The following is a 20281-nucleotide window of genomic DNA, read 5'->3' as shown; positions in this document are numbered from 1 at the left end:
GAGCAAAAAAGCCGTGTGCTCCCGCGAAGGCGGGAGCCCATCACCGGTCGGTGCCATTTCGGGTCGGCAGGAGATGGGTCCCCCGCCTTCGCGGGGACATGCGGCATTTCCTCGACGGACGAAAAGCCCATTTCCGTCCCAAACCGGCACAAATCCCGACAAATGGGGCGCAAACCTAGCCGACTACTAACGGTATATTCACCCTTTTCCGTCATCGCTGATCCTGACGCATTGGCTTTCGCTGCGGGCATTTAGCCTGCGGCGGCGCCCTTGCCCGCAGGAAAGGTGATTTGATGATGACGTCCTTCCCCGCCCTTCGCGCCGCGCGCACCGCCCTGGTTTCGGGCATCGCCGCGACCGCGCTGACCGGCTGCATGGGCGGCGGCGCCGCCGCGCCGCAGCTTCCCAGCGCGAATTTCGTCCAGAGCCAGGAAGGGCCGGGCGAGGAGTATATCATCGGCCCGCTCGACGAGCTGCAGATCTTCGTGTGGCGCAACCCCGAACTCGGCGGCAAGGTGCAGGTACGCCCCGACGGACGCATCACGACCCCGCTGATCACCGACATGCCCGCGGTCGGCAAGACCCCGACGATGCTGCAGCAGGACCTGAAGCTCCAGCTCAGCCAATATATCACCGACCCGATCGTCAGCGTGATCGTCACCAGCTTCAACAGCACCTTCTCGCAGCAGGTGCGCGTCGTCGGTGCGACCGAAAAGCCCGCGTCGATCCCGTTCCGCGCCAACATGACCGTGCTCGACGCGATGATCGCGGTCGGCGGGCTCGGCGAATATGCGGCGGGCAACAAGGCGCGCCTCGTCCGCCACGACAAGGGGACGGGCAAGCAGCAGGAATATGCGCTGCGCCTCAACGACCTGATCAAGCGCGGCGATATCCGGGCGAATGTGAAGCTGCAGCCCGGCGACGTGATCATCATTCCCGAAAGCATGTTCTGACGCGCGCGGCCGCCCGCGAAGCCCCCCGATTGCCAAGGACTGAAACCAGACGATGAACGGCCTTTACGACGAATTCCGGGTGGCGCTGCACAGCGTCTGGACGCGCCGCTGGCTGGTTCTCGCCGTCGCCTGGGGCATTTGCATCCTCGGCTGGCTGGCGATCGCGTCGATCCCCAATCGCTATGATTCGCGCGCACGGTTGCTCGTCGACATCAACGAGATCATTCCGGCCGATGCACAGAGCGGCGGTCCCTATGCCGACCGCGCGCGGATCGACCAGATCCGCGAGACGCTGACCAGCGCGCGCAATCTGGAGAAGGTCGCGGTGACCACCGGCATGATCCCGGCGGGCGCGAGCGAGCGCGAAAAGGCCGGCGCGGTCGCGATGCTGCAAAAGAATATCAAGATCGTCCCGCAGCAGGAAAATATCTTCGAGATCACCTCGTCGATCGGGGTGGGCAGCCTGTCCGACGCCGACAATGCGAAGCTCGCCTCGGGCGTGCTCGACAGCCTGATCACCGTGTTCCGCGACGAGCAGCTCCGCGGCGGCCGCATGACCGCGCGCGAGGGGCTGAAATTCCTCGACGCCCAGCTCGCCGACCGCGAGAAGGCGATCGGTGCGGTCGAGGCGCGCCGCGCCGCCTTCGAGGCAAAGAATATCGGCCTGATTTCCAGCGGCACCGGCTCGCCCGGCCAGCGCATCGACCAGGCGCGCGCGGAGCTTGGCCAGATCGAAACCCAGCTCGCCGCCGCGCAGGGCGCGCTCGCCGCCGCGAACGGCCAGATGGCGACCACCCCGGCGACGATCAACGTTCCCGGCCTCAACGCCACAGGCGGCGGCGTCGCGCGCCAGCAGCTCGCGGGCGCGATGGCCGAACTCTCGTCGATGCGCGCCCGCGGCCTGACCGACGCGCATCCCGACGTCGTCGCGCTCAAGAGCCAGATCGCCTCGCTGAAGGCGCAGGCCGACCGCGAAGGCACCGGCGGCGGGGGCGGGGGCAACACGCAGAACCCCGCCTATGCGACGCTGCAGGCGATGCGCGCCGAACGCCAGGCGACGGTCGCGGCGCTCGGCGCGCGCAAGGCGCAGCTGACCAACGACATCAACCAGATCACCACGGCGCAGATCCAGAATCCCGGCGTCGCCGCCGAATATGAACGGATCAACGGCGAATATAATGCGCTGAAGGCGCAGTACGACCGGCTGATGGCGCAGCGCGAACAGGTGCGGCTGCGCGGCGACGTGCAGACCGAAACCGACGCGATCAAGGTCGACCTGATCGATCCGCCGACGAAACCGACGGCGCCTTCGGCGCCGAACCGCCCGATGTTCCTGACGCTCGTGCTGCTCGCCGACATCGGTGGCGGCATCGGCACCGCCTTCGGCCTCGCCCAGGTGCGCACCAGCTATGCCACCGCGGCGAAGCTCGAACGCGCCAGCGGGCTGCCGGTCATCGGTTCGATCACCGAGGTGGTGACGCCCGATCGCCAGGCCGATCGCAAGAAAAAGCTCGTCTGGCTCGCGGGTGGCAGCGGCGCGCTGGTGGCGCTGTTCGTGCTGCTGCTCGTCGCCGAATTCGTCCAGCGCGGCATGGTCGCCTGAGGGGGTATAGAGATGAACGAACACCGCCCCGTCAAGCGTCCGCCCTCGCTGCTCGAACGCGCCGCCGACATCTTCGGCACCGATCCCGCCGCGGGCGCGCCGACGATCGACCTGTCGGGCGTGCCCGAAGAACCGGTCCGCAAGGGCAAAGTGAAGAAGAAGGCCGAGCCGGAAGCCCCGGTGACACCCGAGGCCGAAATCCTCGACCCCGTCGCCGAGCCCGCCCCGGTCGTCGAACCCGCGCCGAAGGCCTCGCCGCGCAAGGATGTCGCGCGCGCCGCGCCCGCGGTGGTGCCGGGCCGCCAGGGAACGATCGACCGCGACCGGCTCGCCGCGCGCGGCATGATCGTGCCGGGCGCCGCGGTGACCGGCATCAGCGAAGAATATCGCATCGTGAAGCGCGAGATCATCCGCAACTTCGCCGGCGGTCCCGGCCGCCCGGTGCTGCCGCGCGGCCACCGGGTGCTGATCGCCTCGGCCAATCCCGGCGAGGGCAAGACCTTCTCGGCGGTCAATCTGGCGCTCAGCCTCGCGGTCGAGGCCGATCACGACGTGCTGCTGATCGACGCCGACATCGCCAAGCCCAGCGTACTCGACGCGCTCGGGCTGGAGGACGGCCCGGGCCTGATGGACGCGCTCGCCGATCCGCATCTGCCGCTCGGCGACTGCCTGATCCAGACCGACATTCCGGGGCTGAAGGTGATGCCCGCTCGGCGCCCAGCACACTCACGACACCGAACTGCTCGCGTCGGCGCGCACCGAGGGGCTGCTGACGCAGCTCGAAGCGGGCGCGCCGGGCCGCATCATCATCCTCGATTCGCCGCCGGTGCTGGCGGCGTCGCCCGCCGCGGTGCTCGCCTACCATGTCGGCCAGTTGATCATGGTCGTGCGCGCCGACGAGACGCTCGAATCCGCGCTGCGCGACGCGATCGGCCTGATGGGCGCCTGCCCGCACATCCAGTTGCTGCTCAACGGCGTCAAATTCTCGCCGGGCGGCCGCCGCTTCGGCACCTATTACGGACAAGGAGGCGCCTGACCATGCGCACCACTCTCCCCTGCGCCCGGCGTGGCGTCATGACGCTCGCGGCGCTGCTCCTCGCGGGCACGGCGACGAGCGCGCACGCGCAATTTTCGGGCCCCGAAGGCGGCGGCGACGGCGACAGCGCCTCGGCGCCGGCATCGGCCGAAGGCAGTGACAGCGGCAAGCGCGACAAGCGCGGCGAACGCCGCAGCAAGCGCAGCGTCGAGGTCACGCCCTATCTCGAAATCGGCCAGGTGCTTCAGGCCGACCTGAAGAACGGCGGCGACGTGCTCACCTATACGACGCTCGCCGCCGGGGTCGATGCGGTCGTCGCGACGCGCCGCGCCGAAGTCGCGGCCACGCTCCGCTACGAATATCGCATCGGCGAATCGGGCGGCCTCGGCGATTCGGACACGATCAGCGGCCTGCTGCGCGGGCGCTACGAACTGGCGCGCGGCCTGAATCTGGAGGCCGGGGCGCTCGCGACGCGCAGCCGTGCCGACGGACAGGGTGCCGACAACAGCATCTTCGTCGGCAACGGCTCGAACGTCGCCAACGTCTATTCCGTCTATGCCGGGCCGACCTTCGCGCGCCGCATCGGCGGGCTCGACGTCGGCGCCGGTTATCGCTTCGGCTATAACAAGGTCGATGTCGAAACCCCCGCGCTCGTCGCGCCGGGTTCGGTCAGCCAGGATATCTTCGACAGCTCGACCAACCATGTCGCCTGGGCCAGCGTCGGCCAGCGGCCCGGCGACTTGCCTTTCGGCTGGCAGGTGTCGGGCGGCTACGAGCGCGAGGACGCCAGCCAGCTCGATCAGCGGTTCGACGGCAAATATGCCCGCGCCGACGTGACCGTGCCGATCGGCCCGACTGTCGCGCTGCTCGGCGGCGTCGGCTACGAGGATATCGAGATCAGCGAGCGCAACGCCGTCGTCGATGCGAACGGCGTGCCGGTGCGCGACGCCAACGGCCGTTTCGTCACCGACAAGTCGAGCCCGCGCCAGCTGTCGTTCGACACCGACGGGCTGATCTGGGACGCCGGGGTGATGTGGCAGCCCAGCCGTCGCACCTCGCTCACCGCGCGCGTCGGCCGCCGTTATGGCGACACCATCTATACCGGCAGCTTCTATTACCGCCCCGGCCACGCGACCCAGATCCAGATCGGCGTCTATGACGGCATTTCCAGCTTCGGACGCGGCCTGTCGGCCGGGCTCGCGGGCCTGCCGACGCAGTTCGACCCGACGCGCAATCCGATCGACGGCGACATCAACAGCTGCCAGTTCGGCGCACAGGGCGGCGGCTGCCTCAACAATGCGCTGTCGAACGCGACCGGCGCGCAGTTCCGCAGCCGCGGCATCCAGGGCATCTTCACCAGCCGCGCAGCCGGCGCGTGGAGCTATGGCGTCGGTGCCGGCTACGACCGCCGCCGCCTGCTCGTGCCCGCGCTGTCGGACATCAGCGCGCTCAACGGGACGATCGACGAGAATTACTATCTCTTCGCCTCGATCGGGCGCCAGCTCGGTCGCGACGCCGACCTGTCGCTCGCGGCCTTCTACAATTATTTCGACAATGGCGCGCCGAACGCCTCGGACGTTCAGTCCTATGGCGGCTCGGTGGTCTATTCGCGGCGCTTCTGGCGCGGCCTGACCGGCAGCGCGGCGGCCAGCATCACCGGCTTCGACCAGGACGGCTTCAACAGCCAGCTCATCGGCTCGGCGCTCGTCGGCCTGCGCTACAATTTCTGACAAGGAATAGGCGATGTACGATCAATATTATGGTTTCACGGGGCGCCCGTTCCAGCTGACGCCCGACCCGAATTTCTATTTCGAGAGCGGCACGCACCGCAAGGCGATGTCCTATCTCGGTTACGGGCTCGCGCAGGGTGAAGGCTTCATCGTCATCACCGGCGATGTCGGCGCGGGCAAGACGACGCTCGTCGGCCATCTGATGAACACGATCGACCCCAACCGCCTGACCGCGGTCAAGCTCGTCTCGACGCAGGTCGAGGGCGACGACCTGCTGCGCCTCGTCGCCGAACAGTTCGGGCTCGACTGGGAAGGCGAAAGCAAGGCCGAGCTGCTGCGTTCGATGGAGCAATATCTGCGCGAACAGGCGCGTGCCGGCCGCCGCACGCTGCTGATCGTCGACGAGGGGCAGAATCTGGCGATCTCGGCGCTCGAGGAATTGCGGATGCTGTCGAACTTCCAGCTCGGCGGCCATTCGCTGCTGCAGATATTCCTGCTCGGCCAGCCCGAATTCCGCCAGACGCTGTTCCACTCGCCCTCGCTCGAGCAGCTTCGCCAGCGCGTGATCGCGACGCACCACCTCGACCCGATGGAGCCCGAGGAGGTCGAACCCTATATCCTCCACCGCCTCGGCAAGGTCGGCTGGACGGGTAACCCAAGCTTCAGCCCCGACGCCTTCGAGGAAATCTTCGACTATAGCGAGGGCGTGCCGCGCAAGCTGAACGTGCTGGTCAGCCGCCTGCTGCTGTTCGGCGCGGTCGAACAGCTCCACCGCATCACCGCCCAGCATGTCCGCGAGGTCGTCGCCGAGGTCGAGGCCGATCGCGGCATTGACGCGAAGACGCTGGTGCCGCCGCCGGCCGAACCCGCCGCCGCGCGCGGCCCCGGTCGCTTCGCTGGCGTCGATCGCCGCCCCGGCGCCGAAGCCCGAACCCGTCTGGCCCGAAGCCGCGCCGGTCGCAGCCCGAGAATCCGAAGAGGCACCGCTCGAACTGGTCGAAGCCTTTGTCGAGCCCGAAAATGAGCCCGAGCCGGTGATCGGACAGCCGGCCGCGGACACCGCTCCGGCACCTTTCGCCGCGCCCGTCGCTCCGGCCGCCGAAACCGAGCCGCCGCTCGAATGGCTAGGCCCCCGCCGCGGCGGAACCGTCGGCGGAGGCCGAAAGCGTCGAAGCCGCTCCGCCGCCCTTTGCCGCGCCCGCCGAAGCCGCCCCGGTGCCGGGCCTCGAACGCCTGTCGATGCGCGCCGCGCTCGAAGAGGTCGAGGTCCTGCCGCCGTCGCACGGTGCCAGCTTCGCCGAAGCCCGCTCGCTCGTCGCCGAACAGTTGGGGCTGTCGTCCGCGACGCCCGTCGAGCCCGAACCGGCCGTCGAAGCCGAGCCGGTTGCCGAAGCGCCGCGCTTCGTGATCGCGCCCGATCCTGCGGCGGTGGTGCCCGAGGATGCGACACTCGAACCCGGTGACGTTTTCGCCGAGCCCGAGCCTGTCGAAGCGGAGGCGGAGGCCGCGGTGCCCGCCGCGCCGGTCGATGACGAGCATTTGGTCGCGCTCCAGCGCCAGATCGCCGGGCTGGAGGCGCGCATCGCCGATCAGGACGCGGCGCTGCGCCGCGTGCTTGATTTGTTGATCGATTGGGTCGAACGCGATCCCGCGAACGCGCCCGACCCGACGGCGCAGACCTGGGCCGCCTGACCGGCGCTCCGGTCGGCTCTCCATGGGTCGATGAAGGTGAGAGAGCATGCAGAACGGCCTGTCGGTCGATGTCGAGGACTGGTTCCAGGTCGGCGCCTTTGAGCGCACGATCGACCGTGCCGACTGGCCGGGGCTCGAATGCCGGGTCGAAGCCAATTGCGACGCAGTGCTGCACATCTTCGCCGAAGCCGGGGTCACGGGCACCTTCTTCACCCTCGGCTGGGTTGCCGAACGCTATCCCGCGCTGATCCGGCGGATCGTCGAGGCGGGCCACGAACTCGCCAGCCACGGCTACGACCATCAGCGCGTGTTCCAGATGACGCCCGAGGTCTTCGCCGCGGACCTCGAAAAGACGCGGGCGATCCTCGAAAACCTCGGCGGGGTTCCGGTGCGCGGTTATCGCGCGCCGAGCTTTTCGGTGGATCAGCGCACCCCCTGGGCGCACCCGATCCTCGCCGAACAGGGCTATGCCTATTCGTCGAGCGTCGCGCCGGTCGCGCACGATCATTATGGCTGGCCCGCCAGCCCGCGCCACGCCTGGCGCCCCTTGCCCGACAGCGATCTTGTCGAATGGCCAGTCACCACCGCGCGCTTCGCGGGGCGCACGCTCGCGGCGGGCGGCGGCGGCTTCATGCGGCTGCTTCCCTATGGCTTCACCCGCTGGGCGATCGCGCGCATGAATGCGGAGGGGCATCCGGCGATCCTTTATTTCCACCCATGGGAAATCGACCCCGGCCAGCCGCGCGTCGCCGACGCCCCGCTCAAATCGAAGCTTCGCCATTACAGCGGCCTGTCGGCCATGGTCGAGCAAGCTTCGGAAATTGCTCGACGATTTTGAATGGACCCGCGCCGACGCGCTGCTCCCCGCGCAGCAGGGGCGTGCCGTCGCATGGCGGCAGGCGGCATGAACGCGCCCGCCCATCCGGTACCCGCGCCGCTGACCGAGGCGGCGGCATGGGACGCCTATGTCGCGGCGCATCCCGCGGCGACGCCCTTTCACACCCGCGCCTGGTGCGAGGCGATCACCAGGGCGACCGGCCACAAGCATCATCTGATCGCGCAGCGCGACGCCGTTGGCTGCATCACCGGTATCCTGCCGCTCCACCATGTCCGCTCGCCCCTGTTCGGGCAGGCGCTGGTCGCGAGCGGCTTCGCGGTCGGCGGCGGCATCCTCGCCGACAGCCCCGCCATCGCCGCCGTCCTCGCCGACGCCGCGATCGACCTTGCGGGCTCGCTTGGCGTTCCGTCGATCGAACTGCGCGGCGGCCCCTTGCCCGACGGCTGGCATGTCGAAGAGGGCGTCTACGCCGGCTTCGCCCGCGACCTTGCGCGGGATGAGGAGGCCGAACTCCTCGCCATCCCCCGCAAGCAGCGCGCCGAGGTCCGTAAGGCGCTTGGCGGCGACCTCGAAGTCGCGACCGGCAGTGACGCCGCGCATCGTGCCGAGCATTATCGCGTCTATGCGACCAGCGTCCGCAATCTGGGTACACCCGTCTTTCCCAAGGCGTTGTTCGCCTGCGTTCTCGATGCCCTTGGCGACAAGGCCGACATCCTGACCGTCCATGGCGGCGGGGAGGCGGTGGCGAGCGTGCTCAGCCTGTACTGGCGTGGCACCGTCATGCCCTATTGGGGCGGCGGCCTCGCCTCCGCGCGCACCCAGCGCGCCAACGAGCTGATGTACTTCGCGCTGATGAACCACGCCCGCGCTAAGGGCTGCACCCGCTTCGACTTCGGCCGCTCGAAGCTCGGCACCGGCCCGTTCGCCTATAAGAAGAACTGGGGCTTCGAGCCCGAACCGCTGACCTATGCCCGTTGGCTCGCACCGGGCCAGCGCCCGCGCGATACCAATCCGACCAGCGCCAGATACCGGCTGCAGGTCGACCTGTGGAAAAAACTGCCGCTGTGGGCGGCGAACCGCATCGGACCGCTGATCGCGCGCGGGCTGGGGTGATCTGTCATGGCCCAAGATTTCGTCATTGCGAGCGAAGCGAAGCAATCCAGAGCGGTTTACGCGGGCTCCGGATTGCTTCGCTTCGCTCGCAATGACGGTAGAGGCTGATGCCCGAAATCCTGTTCCTCGTCCACCGCGCGCCCTGGCCCCCCGACCGCGGCGACCGTATCCGCAGTTGGCATATGTTCGAGGCGCTGGCGAAGCTCGCCCCCGTCCATGTCGCCGCGCTCGCCGACAATGAGGCCGAGGCGGAGGTCGCGCGCGGCAAGATGGCGCCGCTGTGCAAGAGCCTGCGCATCGAAGTGCGCAACGTCTCCCGCCCGCTCGCGCTCGCGGCGGCGGTGCTGCGCGGCCAGCCCGTTTCGAACCGCCTGTTCCGCAATGCCGCGCTCGCCCGCCATGTCCGCGGCCTGCTGGGGCAGGGCAAGATCACCCATATCGTCGCTTTCTCGGGCCAGATGGCGCAATATCTGCCCGACGATTTCGCCGAGCCCCATCCTGATGGATTTCGTCGACGTCGATTCGGCCAAGTTCGCGACCTACGCGGCGCAGGACAAGCGCCAGCCGCTCCACTGGGTCCATGCGCGCGAGGCCGACCGGCTCGGCGCCTATGAGGCGGAGGTTGCGGCGCGCGTCGATGCCAGCCTGTTCGTCAGTGCCGCCGAGGCAAAATTGTTCGGCGCGCGCAGCGGGCTGGCCGGGGATCGCGTGCGTGCGGTCGAAAACGGCATCGACACCGACCGGTTCGATCCGTCGCTGGCCTACGATGCGGTGGGGCAGGGCGAAGGCCCGCTCGCGGTGTTCACCGGCCAGATGGACTATCGCCCCAATATCGACGCGGTGCGCTGGTTCGCCCATGACATATTGCCGCTGATCCGCCGCGATCATGCCGCTGCGCGCTTTGCGATCGTCGGCCGGGCGCCGACCGACGAGGTCCGGGCGCTCGCCGCGCTGCCCGGCGTGATCGTCACCGGCGAAGTGCCCGACGTCCGCCCTTGGCTCGCCGCCGCCGATGCGGTGGTCGCGCCCCTGCTGCTCGCGCGCGGCATCCAGAACAAATTGCTCGAAGCGATGGCGATGGCGCGGCCCGTCGTCGCGAGCGCCGCCGCCGCCGAGGGCATCGACGCCGCGCCGGGCGAGCATCTGCTGGTCGCCGACACCGCGGCGGGCATCGCGGAGGCGGTTTCGGCGCTGTTCGACGATCCCGCGCGCGCGACTGCGATGGGCGCGGCGGCGCGGGCGCGGATGATCGCGCGTTATGGCTGGGAGGCCCGGCTCGCACCGCTCGGTCCATTGCTGGGACTCGCGGCATGATGGCGGGCACGCTGAGGCTGACCCGGCCGAAAAGCTGGACGCGCTGGCAATCGCATCTGATCGCCCTCGCCGGGCTGGCGGCGGCGATCCTCGCCCTCTTTTATCGCGACGCTGCCGATATGGCGGGCATCTGGTGGCACAGCTCGACCTTCACCCATTGCCTGCTGATGGTGCCGATGATCGGCTGGCTGGTGTCGCAGCGGACCGCGCTGCTGCGCCCGCTGACGCCGGTTTACTGGTGGTCGGCGCTGATCTGGATGGCAGGGGCGGGGCTGGTGTGGCTCGTCGGCGAGGCCGCCGGGGTCGGGCTGTTCCGCCAGCTCGGGCTGATGCTGATGCTGCAGGGCGCGGTCGCCGCGACGCTGGGCGGGAAACTGGTGCGCGGGCTGCTCTTTCCGCTCGCCTATGCGCTGCTGCTGGTGCCGTTCGGCGAGGAACTGGTGCCGCTGCTCCAGACGCTCACCGCGCATATTTCGATGGGGCTGCTTCACCTTTCGGGGCTCGAAGCGCGGATGGAGGGCGTGTTCATCACGACGCGCGCGGGTTTCTTCGAGGTGGCGGAGGCCTGCTCGGGCGTCAATTTCCTGATCGCGATGCTCGCTTATTCGGTGTTCGCGGCGCACCTCTGTTTCCGAAGCTGGCCGCGGCGGATCGTCTTCGTCGCGAGCGCGCTCGCCACGACGATCCTCGCCAATGCGCTGCGCGCCTGGGGAACGATGGTCGCCGCCGACATCTGGGGGATCGAGGCGGCGGGCGGGATCGACCATATCTTCTATGGCTGGATCTTCTTCGGGCTCGTCATCCTGATCGTGATGCTGGTGGCGCGGCGCTGGTTCGACCGGCCGGCGAACGATGTCGCGGTCGATGTGCGGGGGCTGGATGCCGTCCCCCGGTTCGCGGGCGCGGCGAGGGCGGTGCTGCCCGCCGCCCTCGCCGTTCCGCTGCTTTTCGCCGGGTGGAGCGCGCTCGTCGGCGCGCGCTCGGCGCCGCTGCCGGCCGGGATGGAAATCGCGGTTCCCGCCGGCTGGACCGAAACGATTGGCGGGGGCACGCCCTGGGCACCGCGCTTCGACGGTGCCGACCGGCTCTCGCTGCGCCATTTCGCCGATGCCGGTGGGCGCCGCGTGGCGGTCGCGCTGGGGGGCTATGAACGGCAGGCCGAAGGGCGCGAGGTCGTCGCCTTCGGGCAGGGCGCGGTCGATCCCGACAGCGAGTGGGCGTGGAGCGCGGCGCTCCCCGCGATCGGCGGCGGCAAGACCGAGCGGCTGCTGCACCCCGGCCCGGTGCTGCGCGACGCCGCCACCTGGTACGTGGTCGATGGCGCCGCGACCGGCAGCCCGCGCGGCGCGAAACTGGCCGGGCTCAGGGCGCGCCTGTTCGGCGGCGATCCGCGCGCGCTAACGCTGATCGTGTCGAGCGAGGAAGGGCAGGGGGCGCGCCGGCGATAAAGGATTTCGTTTCCGCGTCGGGCGGAGCGCAGGCGATGGCTGACCGCGCGCTGAAACTGCGCTAGAGCCTCGCCGAATATGTGCGGCATCGCGGGCCTTTATCATCTGGACACGGCAAAGCCGGTCGATCCGGCGCGGCTGCGCGCGATGCTCCATCCGATGGCACACCGCGGCCCCGACGGCAGCGGCACCTGGACCGCGCCCGGCGTCGGCCTCGCGCACCTGCGCCTGTCGATCATCGACGTCGCGGGCAGTCCGCAGCCGATGGCGTCGGACGACGAGACGGTGACGCTGACCTACAACGGCGAAATCTATAATTTCCCCGAACTGCGCGCCGAACTGGAGGAGCGCGGGCACCGTTTCCGCACCAGCGGCGATACCGAGGTCATCATCGCGGCGTGGCGCCAATGGGGCGTCGAATGCCTCTCGCGTCTCAACGGCATGTTCGCCTTCGCGCTGCACGATCACCGGCGCCAATGCCTGTTCCTCGCCCGCGACCGGCTGGGGGTGAAGCCGCTGCACCATGCGCGGCTGTCGGACGGCTCGCTGGCCTTCGCGTCGGAACTGAAGGGGCTGCTGCGCCACCCGCTGCTGCGGCAGGAAGCGAATCTGTCGGCGGTCGAGGATTTCCTCGCACTCGGTTATGTCCCCGACGACAATTGCATCGTCGCGGGCGTGCAGAAGCTGCCCGCCGGCCATTATCTGCTGCTCGAACGCGGCAAGCCGGTGCCCGCGCCGACGCGCTGGTGGTCGCCCGATTTTTCGAAGCGCATCCGGGCGAGCGAAGGCGAGGCCGCCGAACATCTGGTCCATCTGATGCGCGCCGCCGTGATCGACCGCATGGTCGCCGACGTGCCGCTCGGGGCTTTCCTGTCGGGCGGGGTCGACAGCAGCGCCGTCGTCGCGCTGATGGCCGAGGCGAGCAGCAAGGCGGTCAAGACCTGCACAATCGGTTTCGACCAGGCGGCGCTCGACGAAACCGGATATGCACAGGCGATCGCCGAACGTTTCGCGACCGACCACCGCACCCGCACCGTGTCGTCGGGGGATTTCGATCTGGTCGACAGGATCGCCGATATGTTCGACGAACCCTTTGCCGACGCCAGCGCTTTGCCGACATACCGCGTGTGCGAACTCGCGCGCGAGGAGGTGACGGTGGCGCTGTCGGGCGACGGTGCCGACGAGGCGTTCGCGCGGCTATCGCCGGCTGGTGTTCCAGCATCAGGAAGAGAAATTGCGCGGGCTGATCCCCGCTGTGCTGCGCCGCAATCTGCTCGGCCCGCTCGCGAAGGTCTGGCCGCAGATGGACTGGGCGCCGCGCCCCCTGCGGGCGAGGGCGACGCTCGCCAGCCTGTCGAAGAGCGGCGCCGAGGGCTATGCGGAGGCCGTTGGCGTCACTGGCCCCGGCCAGCGCGCGCGGCTGTTCAACGATGCGGCGAAGACGGCTCTGGGCGATCATGTCGCGGAGGCGCGCTACTGGAAGGCGATGGCCGATGCACCCGCGCGCGAGCCGCTCGACCGGGCGCAATATGCCGATTTGATGATCTGGCTGCCCGGCGACATCCTGACCAAGACCGACCGGATGAGCATGGCCGTGAGCATCGAGGCGCGCGAGCCTCTGCTCGACTATCGCCTCGTCGAATTCGCCGCCTCGCTGCCCGCGTCGATGCGGGTGAAGGGCGGCACGGGCAAGGCGATCCTGAAGCAGGCGATGGAACGCTATCTGCCGCACGACATTCTCTACCGCCCCAAGATGGGGTTCGTGACCCCGGTATCGCACTGGTTCCGCGGCGCGCTCGTCGAGCAGGCGCGGGCGCTCGCGACCTCATCGACCCTCGCGCGTTCGGGCTGGTTCGACATGGCCGAGATCGAGCGCATCGTGTCGGCGCACCAGTCGGGGCGCCGCGACCATGGGCGGCTGATCTGGCAATTCTTCATGCTGGAAAAGTCGCTGGCGAAGCTGTTCGGGATTTAGTCGGAATTCGTGGGCGGACGTCGGCTTTGGAGCGGGGAGCGGACTGTCCTCTATGTCCATTCGTGTCGAGCGAAGTCGAGACACCCATCGGCCGCGTGCGCCTTCGGGTGTCTCGACTTCGCTCGACACGAACGGGATTCATGGGGCGGCTTGACCGCGATTGCCTTGTTTCAGCCCACCCGTTCCCCGGCGCAAGCCGGGGCCCAGATACCAAACACTGCCCACTCCTCATGGACCCCGGCTTGCGCCGGGGAACGGCAGCTCCCGCCCCAAACCGGCCAACCCGCTTGTCCATCCGGCCACCTCATCTTAACCCCTGCCTGCTAGCCTGACCCCGATGACGGTCCACCCCGCCTTTCCCGTCGATGGCACGCCTGTGCCCGCGAGTGCCGCGCCGCTGGCCGTGCGCGTCGTCGATCCGCTCGCGCTGTCGCCGCCGCTCGCCGCGGCGTGGGATGCGGTCGCCGGCGAGGCGAGCGAGCCCAATCCGTTCGTCGAACGCTGGTGCCTGCAATCGGCGCTCCACCTGCTCGACCCCGAGCGGCAGGCGCGGCTGGTGATGGTTCGGGACGGCGCCGATGGGCCGGTGATCGGCGTGATGCCGCTGGCGCCCGCGCGCCATTATGGCCGCCTGCCGCTTCGACACGTCACCGGCTGGGCGCACCCCAATCATTTCCACGGCGCGCCGCTGGTTCGCGCCGGGTTCGAAAGGCTGTTCTGGTCGATCCTGCTCGGCTGGTGCGACGCCGCGCCCTGGGCGAAGACGATGGTGCATGTGCCGCGGCTGACCGGGGATGGTCCGCTCCACCGCGCGCTCGCCGATGTCGCCCGCGCGCGGGGCGGCGATGCGGAGATTGTCCACCGTGAAGAACGCGCGCTGCTCGAAAGCGACCTGTCGCCGGCCGAATATTGGGACGCGGCGGTGCGTGCGAAGAAGCGCAAGGAACACCGTGCGGCAGGCGAACCGCCTCGCCGAACAGGGCGCCGTTGCCTTTCGGCGCTGGTCGGCGGACGAGCCGGTCGAACCCTGGACCGACGCCTTCCTCGACCTCGAGGCGCGCGGCTGGAAGGGCCGGGCCGGCTCGGCGCTCGCCAGCCACGGCGACACCGAGGCGTGGTTCCGTGCGATCCTCGCCGGCGCGGCGGCGGCCGGACGGCTCGACATGCGCGCGCTCGATCTCGACGGCCGAGCCGCTCGCGATGCTGGTCAACTTTCTTTGCCCGCCCGGCGGCTATTCGTTCAAGACCGCGTTCGACGAGGATCATGCGCGCTTCTCCCCCGGCGTATTGTTGCAACAGGCGGATCTCGATCTGCTCGGCGACAGCCGCATCCAATGGGTCGACAGCTGTGCCGCGCCCGGCCACCCGATGATCGACAGCGTGTGGCGCGAACGCCGCGCGCTCGTCTGGGTCAATGTGCCGCTGGCGGGGCGCGCCGACCGCCTGCGCTTTTCGATGCTCGCCCGGGCCGAGAAGCTGTGGCGGCGCTGGAAACCCGAACCGGAACCCGCCGCATCGGCCCACGACCGGGACCCGTCATGACCGCGCACCAAAAGATCGACACCCGCGTCTTTCCTGCCGAAACGCTCGAAACGATGGCGGCGCTCTATCCTTCGCAAGCGGGGCTGCTGCGCCACCGCTTGCCCGACCATCCGCTGCTGTCGATCGAGGCCCTCGCCGCGCTCGGCGAGCACCTGCCGGCAGGACAGGTCGAATATAATCCGGGCGATGTGCCGATCGGTATCCTGCCCGAGGACGTGCCGTCGAACGGCCTGTCGATCGGCGAGACGATTCGCACGATCGACACGAACCGCAGCTGGGCGGTGCTCAAGAATATCGAGACCGAAGAGGCGTATCGCGGCCTGCTGATGGCGCTCCTCGACGAGTTGAAGCCCGTCGTCGAACCGCGCACCGGCGCGATGCTCACCCCGCAGGGCTTCATCTTCATTTCGTCGCCCGGCTCGATCACGCCGTTCCACTTCGACCCCGAGCACAACATCCTGCTGCAACTGCGCGGCGCCAAGGTGATGAACGTCTGGCCCGCGGGCGACGAACGCTTCGCGCATCGGCGCGAGCACGAGCGCTATCATAGCGGCGGCCACCGCAACCTGCCGTGGCAAGAAAGCTATGAGGGCGGCCAGCAGCGCGTGCCGCTCGCCCCCGGCGATGCCGTGCTCATGCCGGTCATGGCGCCGCATTATGTCGCCAATGGCGACGCGCCGTCGATCTCGCTGTCGATCACCTGGCGCAGCGAGTGGAGCTATCGCGAGTCCGAGGCGCATGCCGCCAATGCCGCGCTGCGGCGCATGGGACTCGATCCCGCGATGCCGCCGCGCTGGCCGAGCTACGCCTGGGCCAAGACCGTCGGCTGGCGCGTGGCGCGGCGCTTGCGACTGGTCGGTTGACACGGCTGTTGATTTGATTTTTCCCCGCCTTATCAACAAAGGGGGTAACCGGGGGCGGGGATGATCAAGCGGATATTATCGGGATTTGCGGTGCTGGCGCTGGCGGCATTTGCGCCCGCGGCCATGGCATATGAAGCGACAGCCGGCAACCGGCGCGCCTCCCTCGAGGATTGCGACCGCCGACCTTGCGCAATTGCCCGAGTTCTCGGATGCCAAGCTGTCCCCCGACGGGCTGCGCATCCTGTTCCGCCGCCGCGCCGGCGGTGTCGAATATGTCGCCTATCGCGACGCGACGGGGGGCAAGATTTCGGGTTTCGCGGTTCCCGAACAGGTCGATCTCAACTGGAGCCGCTGGGCGGGCAACGGGCACATCCTTGCCAGCGTCGGGCGCAATACATTGTTCATGGGGGTCGAGGCCTACAAGTCGATCCTGCTGCTTCACGATGTCGCGAGCGGAGCGACCAGCGTCATCTCGCGCGAGGGGCAGGGGCTGGAGGGCGATGACATCCTGTTCGTCGATCCCGATGGGCGCTATCTGCTGCTGTCGATACAGCGCAGCATCTATGACTATCCCTCGGTGTTTCGCGTATCGTTGCCCGACGGCAAGATGTCGGAGGTGGTGCGCCCGCGCCAGCCGGTATGGGAATGGTACGCCGACGACGCGGGCATCGTGCGCGCCGGGGTCGGCTGGGAAGGCCGCAAGGTCCGCTATTATTACCGCAAGGGGACCGAGGACGACTTCAAGCTGATCGGCGCGATGCGTCCCGGCGACAAGGAGGCCTTTTTCGACATCGCCAAGGTCGTGACCGGGTCGGACGAGGGCTATGTCCTGAGCGAGGAAAAGACCGGGCGGCAGGCGCTCTACAAATTCAATTACAGCACGCGCGAGATCGGCGACCTCGTCTATGGCAGCGACGAATATGACATCGACGATTACTGGCTGACTCCCGACGGCAAGGCGCTCGAGGGCGTATCCTTCACCGACGATCGCGAGCGCGTCCTGTGGTTCGACGCCGATGCGAAGAAGCTGCAGGCTCAGATCGACCGCGCCGTTCCCAACTTGCAGGCGTGGGTCGTCTCGCGCAGCCGCGACGAAAACCGGATGCTGATCCTGGGGACCGCGCCTGACGACCCGGGCGTCTATTTCCTGCTCGACCGCAAGACGCGTGAGATGGCGGTGGTCGCCGCGCAGCTCCAGTCGCTGTCGCCCGACTTGCTCGCGGTGACCAGGGCGGTGCGCTACAAGGCGCGCGATGGAACAGAGATTCCGGCCTTTCTCACGCTCCCGAAGGGCCGCGAGGCCAAGGGCCTGCCGCTCGTCATCCTGCCGCACGGCGGCCCCTATGGCGTGCGAGACAAGCTCGATTACGATCCCGAGGTCCAGTTGCTCGCCAATCGCGGCTATGCGGTGCTGCAGCCCAATTATCGCGGCTCGGGCGGTTATGGCACCGCCTTCGGCGACGCCGGGATCGGCCAGATCGGGCGCGCGATGCAGGACGACCTCGACGACGGGATGGACTGGCTGGTCGCCGAGGGGATCGTCGACAAGTCGCGCGTCTGCATGGTGGGCGCCTCCTATGGCGGCTATGCCGCGCTGTGGGCGGCGATCCGCAATCCCGAACGCTATCGCTGCGCGGCAAGCTTCGCCTGGGTCGCCGACTGGGACGCGATGCTGAAATATGACCGCCGCTATCTGACCAAGAAGGCCAGCAAGAGCTGGCAGGCGCGGGTGGCCGAGCGAGGAAGCGTTCGACCTTGCCTCGGTCTCGCCGACGCAGCAGGCCGCGCGGTTGACGCGCCCGATCCTGATCGCGCATGGCGAGGACGACAGCAATGTCCCGATCAGCCAGTCGAAGAAGCTCGTCGCGGCGCTCAAGAAGGCGGGAAAGAGCGATTATGAATATGTCGCCTACAAGGACGAGGGCCATGGCTTTTCGGACCCCGCGAACCTGAAGGATTGGTTCGACCGCCTCGACGCCTTCCTCGCAAAGCACAATCCCGCCGGGTGACAGATTGCTTTCCATCGGCGGTTTTTGGCGCTATGGGCGCGCATCCTGATTATTCGAGACCCTTGAGGATTGATGGCGAAAGAAGAACTTCTGGAAATGCGCGGCCAGGTGGTCGAACTGCTTCCCAACGCGATGTTTCGCGTCCGACTGGAAAACGACCACGAGATTTTGGGCCACACGGCCTAGGCAAGATGCGCAAGAACCGCATCCGCGTCCTGGTGGGTGACGAGGTGCTCGTCGAGCTTACCCCCTATGATCTGACCAAGGGCCGGATCACCTATCGCTTCATGCCGGGTCGCGGCGGCCCCGGACCGTCCTGAACGACGCGGGAGGATCCCGCGTGAATCTGGTCCTCGCATCCTCATCGCCGCGGCGGCGCGAACTGCTCGCGCGCATCGGCCTGATCCCCGCGCGTATCGCGGCTCCCGAAATCGACGAGACCCCGCTGAAGGGCGAACTGCCGCGCGCCTATGTCGCGCGGCTCGCCGAGGGCAAGGCGCTCGCGGTCACGCGCGCTGCGGACGAGGTGGTGCTGGCGGGCGACACGACCGTCGCCGTCGGGCGCCGTATCCTGGAAAAACCGGCCGACGAGGCCGATCTGCGCCGGATGCTCGGCTTGTTGTCGGGGCGGCGGCACCATGTCTGGTCGGGCATATGCGTGGTCGGGACCGACGGGCGCCCGCGCGTGCGGACCGTCGATACCATCGTCGCCTTCAAGGTGCTCAGCGCCGCCGAGGTCGACTGGTATGTCGCGAGCGGCGAGGGCATGGGCAAGGCGGGCGGCTACGCGATCCAGGGCCGGGCGGAGAGCTTCGTCCGCTTCCTGTCGGGCAGCCATTCGAACGTGGTCGGCCTGCCGCTGTTCGAAACGCGCGGCCTGCTGAGCAGCGCGGGCGTTCCGCTTGGCTGAGTGGCTCTACGAAGCCGGCATCGGCGAAGCGCGCGCCGCGCTGGTCGAGAACGGCCAAATCGTCGAAGCGCGGATCGAACGCGAGGGCGAGCGGCCGCGGGCTAGGCGCCGTCATCGCCGCGAAACTGGTCGAAGCCCGGAAAGGCGGGGGCGGCGCAGTCGTCGCGCTCGATGCGCCGGGCGAACCGCAGGCGAGCCTGGCGGAGGCTCCGGCAGCCACGCCGGTCGGCGCGCGGCTGACCGTCGAGATCACGCGCATGGCGCTGCGCGAACGCGGGCGCGACAAGCCGGCGCGGGCGCGGCTGGCCGAACCCGGCGCGGTGGCAGGCGCCGGGCCCGATCTGCGCGCGCGCATCGCGGCGAGCGGCATCCCGGTGAGCGATCTTCACGCGGCCTAGCCCCGACCGGCTGGAGGCGGCGGGCTGGTCCGAAATGATCGACCATGTCCGTACCGGCCATTGGCCCTTTCCCGGCGGCGCGCTCTGGGTGGACGCCACTCCGGCGATGCTGCTGATCGACATCGACGGCGAGGGTGACGCGATGACGCTCGCAAAGGCCGGCGCGCGCGCCGCGGTCCATGTCGTTCGCTGCTGCGATGTCGGCGGGTCGATCGGGGTCGATTTTCCGTCGTTGCCGGGCCGCGCCGAGCGGCAGGCGATCGACGCGCTCGTGGACGCGCTGCTGCCCCAGCCGTTCGAGCGCACGGCCGTTAACGGATTCGGTTTCCTGCAGATCATCCGCCGCCGCGAGCGTCCGTCGCTGATCGAGCAGGTCCGCTTCGACCCGGTCGCCACCGACGCCGCGCTGCTGCTGCGTCAGGCCGAGCGCGCAACGGGGACGGGGACGCTGCGGCTGACCGCGCGACCCGCGGTGGCGGAGCATATTGCGGCGCGCCCTGCGTGGACCCATATGCTGCAGACCCGCACCGGACGTCCGGTCGAAATCACGGCCGACGCGGCCATCAAAGGAACGGGCCATGCCCAGTAAATCCTCCGTCAAGGCGCGCGCCTGTCCGCTCTGCGGCAAGCCGCGCGCCGACGCGTTCAAACCCTTTTGCAGCCGCGGCTGCCGCGATCGCGACCTGCTCAGCTGGTTCGGCGAGGGCTATCGCGTGCCGGCCGATCAGCCCGCCGACGGCACCGCCGACCAGGATAATTTCACCGACGAGTAGCGTGCGAAAAGGGCGCAACAAAGGTGCTGGACAGGACGCCGCACCCTGCCTATAGCCGCCGCTCGCCAGCGGGCCGGTCGGCCC

Annotated in this window: 14 protein-coding genes and 7 pseudogenes; 20 read left to right on the top strand and 1 reads right to left on the bottom strand. The window is 68.7% G+C overall.

Annotated elements, in window-relative coordinates; all coding sequences use genetic code 11:
• The first annotated feature begins 296 nt into the window (after positions 1-296).
• The 10 genes and pseudogenes from N0A20_RS11340 to asnB all read left to right on the top strand — a co-directional run.
• Positions 297-953 carry an XrtA/PEP-CTERM system exopolysaccharide export protein gene (locus tag N0A20_RS11340; RefSeq protein WP_409574791.1) on the top strand — a complete coding sequence of 219 codons (657 nt, stop codon included), beginning with the start codon at positions 297-299 and terminating at the stop codon, positions 951-953.
• Between the two features lie 52 nt (positions 954-1005).
• The gene (locus tag N0A20_RS11335; protein WP_260580507.1) at positions 1006-2556 is read left to right on the top strand and encodes an XrtA system polysaccharide chain length determinant; all 1551 of its coding nucleotides are present in this window, start codon (positions 1006-1008) and stop codon (positions 2554-2556) included.
• Positions 2557-2568: 12 nt separating this feature from the next.
• On the top strand, positions 2569-5322 hold the full coding sequence (locus tag N0A20_RS11330) for a hypothetical protein (protein WP_260580506.1): 2754 nt from the start codon (positions 2569-2571) through the stop codon (positions 5320-5322).
• 13 nt (positions 5323-5335) lie between these two features.
• Positions 5336-6101 (top strand): annotated as a pseudogene (locus N0A20_RS11325) (XrtA/PEP-CTERM system-associated ATPase); the annotation flags it as partial.
• Positions 6102-6537: 436 nt separating this feature from the next.
• The gene (locus tag N0A20_RS11320) at positions 6538-7014 is read left to right on the top strand and encodes a hypothetical protein (protein WP_260580504.1); all 477 of its coding nucleotides are present in this window, start codon (positions 6538-6540) and stop codon (positions 7012-7014) included.
• 46 nt (positions 7015-7060) lie between these two features.
• Positions 7061-7922, top strand: a pseudogene (locus tag N0A20_RS11315) (XrtA system polysaccharide deacetylase).
• Positions 7919-8965, top strand: a complete 1047-nt coding sequence (locus tag N0A20_RS11310; RefSeq protein ID WP_260580503.1) for a FemAB family XrtA/PEP-CTERM system-associated protein — start codon at positions 7919-7921, stop codon at positions 8963-8965. Before N0A20_RS11315 ends, N0A20_RS11310 begins: the two are co-directional and overlap by 4 nt.
• Before the next feature lie 107 nt (positions 8966-9072).
• A pseudogene (locus N0A20_RS11305) lies at positions 9073-10279 on the top strand (TIGR03087 family PEP-CTERM/XrtA system glycosyltransferase).
• Positions 10276-11727 carry an exosortase A gene (gene xrtA, locus N0A20_RS11300; protein WP_260580502.1) on the top strand — a complete coding sequence of 484 codons (1452 nt, stop codon included), beginning with the start codon at positions 10276-10278 and terminating at the stop codon, positions 11725-11727. Before N0A20_RS11305 ends, xrtA begins: the two are co-directional and overlap by 4 nt.
• 78 nt (positions 11728-11805) lie before the next feature.
• Positions 11806-13615, top strand: a pseudogene (gene asnB, locus N0A20_RS11295) (asparagine synthase (glutamine-hydrolyzing)); the annotation flags it as partial.
• 391 nt (positions 13616-14006) lie between these two features.
• On the opposite strand, the gene N0A20_RS20170 reads toward asnB, so the two are convergent.
• On the bottom strand, positions 14007-14324 hold the full coding sequence (locus tag N0A20_RS20170) for a hypothetical protein (RefSeq protein ID WP_312846531.1): 318 nt from the start codon (positions 14322-14324) through the stop codon (positions 14007-14009).
• Between the two features lie 172 nt (positions 14325-14496).
• Here N0A20_RS20170 and N0A20_RS11285 point away from each other — a divergent pair.
• The 10 genes and pseudogenes from N0A20_RS11285 to N0A20_RS11240 all read left to right on the top strand — a co-directional run.
• Positions 14497-14838, top strand: a pseudogene (locus tag N0A20_RS11285) (GNAT family N-acetyltransferase); the annotation flags it as partial.
• Between the two features lie 232 nt (positions 14839-15070).
• Positions 15071-15244, top strand: a complete 174-nt coding sequence (locus N0A20_RS11280) for a hypothetical protein (RefSeq protein WP_260583987.1) — start codon at positions 15071-15073, stop codon at positions 15242-15244.
• A complete protein-coding gene (locus N0A20_RS11275) occupies positions 15241-16107 on the top strand; it encodes a cupin-like domain-containing protein (protein WP_260583903.1) in 867 nt (288 codons plus the stop codon). The genes N0A20_RS11280 and N0A20_RS11275 overlap by 4 nt, the downstream gene beginning before the upstream one ends.
• A gap of 130 nt (positions 16108-16237) precedes the next feature.
• Positions 16238-17830 (top strand): annotated as a pseudogene (locus N0A20_RS20165) (alpha/beta hydrolase family protein); the annotation flags it as partial.
• Between the two features lie 67 nt (positions 17831-17897).
• The gene (locus N0A20_RS11265) at positions 17898-18116 is read left to right on the top strand and encodes an alpha/beta hydrolase family protein (RefSeq protein ID WP_260580500.1); all 219 of its coding nucleotides are present in this window, start codon (positions 17898-17900) and stop codon (positions 18114-18116) included.
• A 72-nt stretch (positions 18117-18188) separates the two neighbouring features.
• Positions 18189-18436: pseudogene (gene infA / locus N0A20_RS11260) on the top strand (translation initiation factor IF-1).
• 20 nt (positions 18437-18456) lie between these two features.
• Positions 18457-19026: a Maf family protein gene (locus N0A20_RS11255; protein ID WP_260580499.1), complete on the top strand. Its 570-nt coding sequence runs from the start codon at positions 18457-18459 to the stop codon at positions 19024-19026.
• 257 nt (positions 19027-19283) lie between these two features.
• Entirely contained in the window at positions 19284-19424 is a 141-nt protein-coding gene (locus N0A20_RS11250) for a hypothetical protein (RefSeq protein WP_260580498.1), read from the top strand.
• A 34-nt stretch (positions 19425-19458) separates the two neighbouring features.
• The gene (locus N0A20_RS11245) at positions 19459-20013 is read left to right on the top strand and encodes a hypothetical protein (protein ID WP_260580497.1); all 555 of its coding nucleotides are present in this window, start codon (positions 19459-19461) and stop codon (positions 20011-20013) included.
• Entirely contained in the window at positions 20003-20197 is a 195-nt protein-coding gene (locus tag N0A20_RS11240; protein WP_260580496.1) for a DNA gyrase inhibitor YacG, read from the top strand. The genes N0A20_RS11245 and N0A20_RS11240 overlap by 11 nt, the downstream gene beginning before the upstream one ends.
• The last annotated feature ends 84 nt before the right edge of the window (positions 20198-20281 follow it).

This window comes from Sphingopyxis sp. PET50 (genome assembly GCF_025244705.1).
In the GTDB taxonomy this organism is placed as follows: domain Bacteria; phylum Pseudomonadota; class Alphaproteobacteria; order Sphingomonadales; family Sphingomonadaceae; genus Sphingopyxis.
Note: the sequence above shows the minus strand (reverse complement) of the source record. Positions and strands in the feature narration are given on the sequence as shown.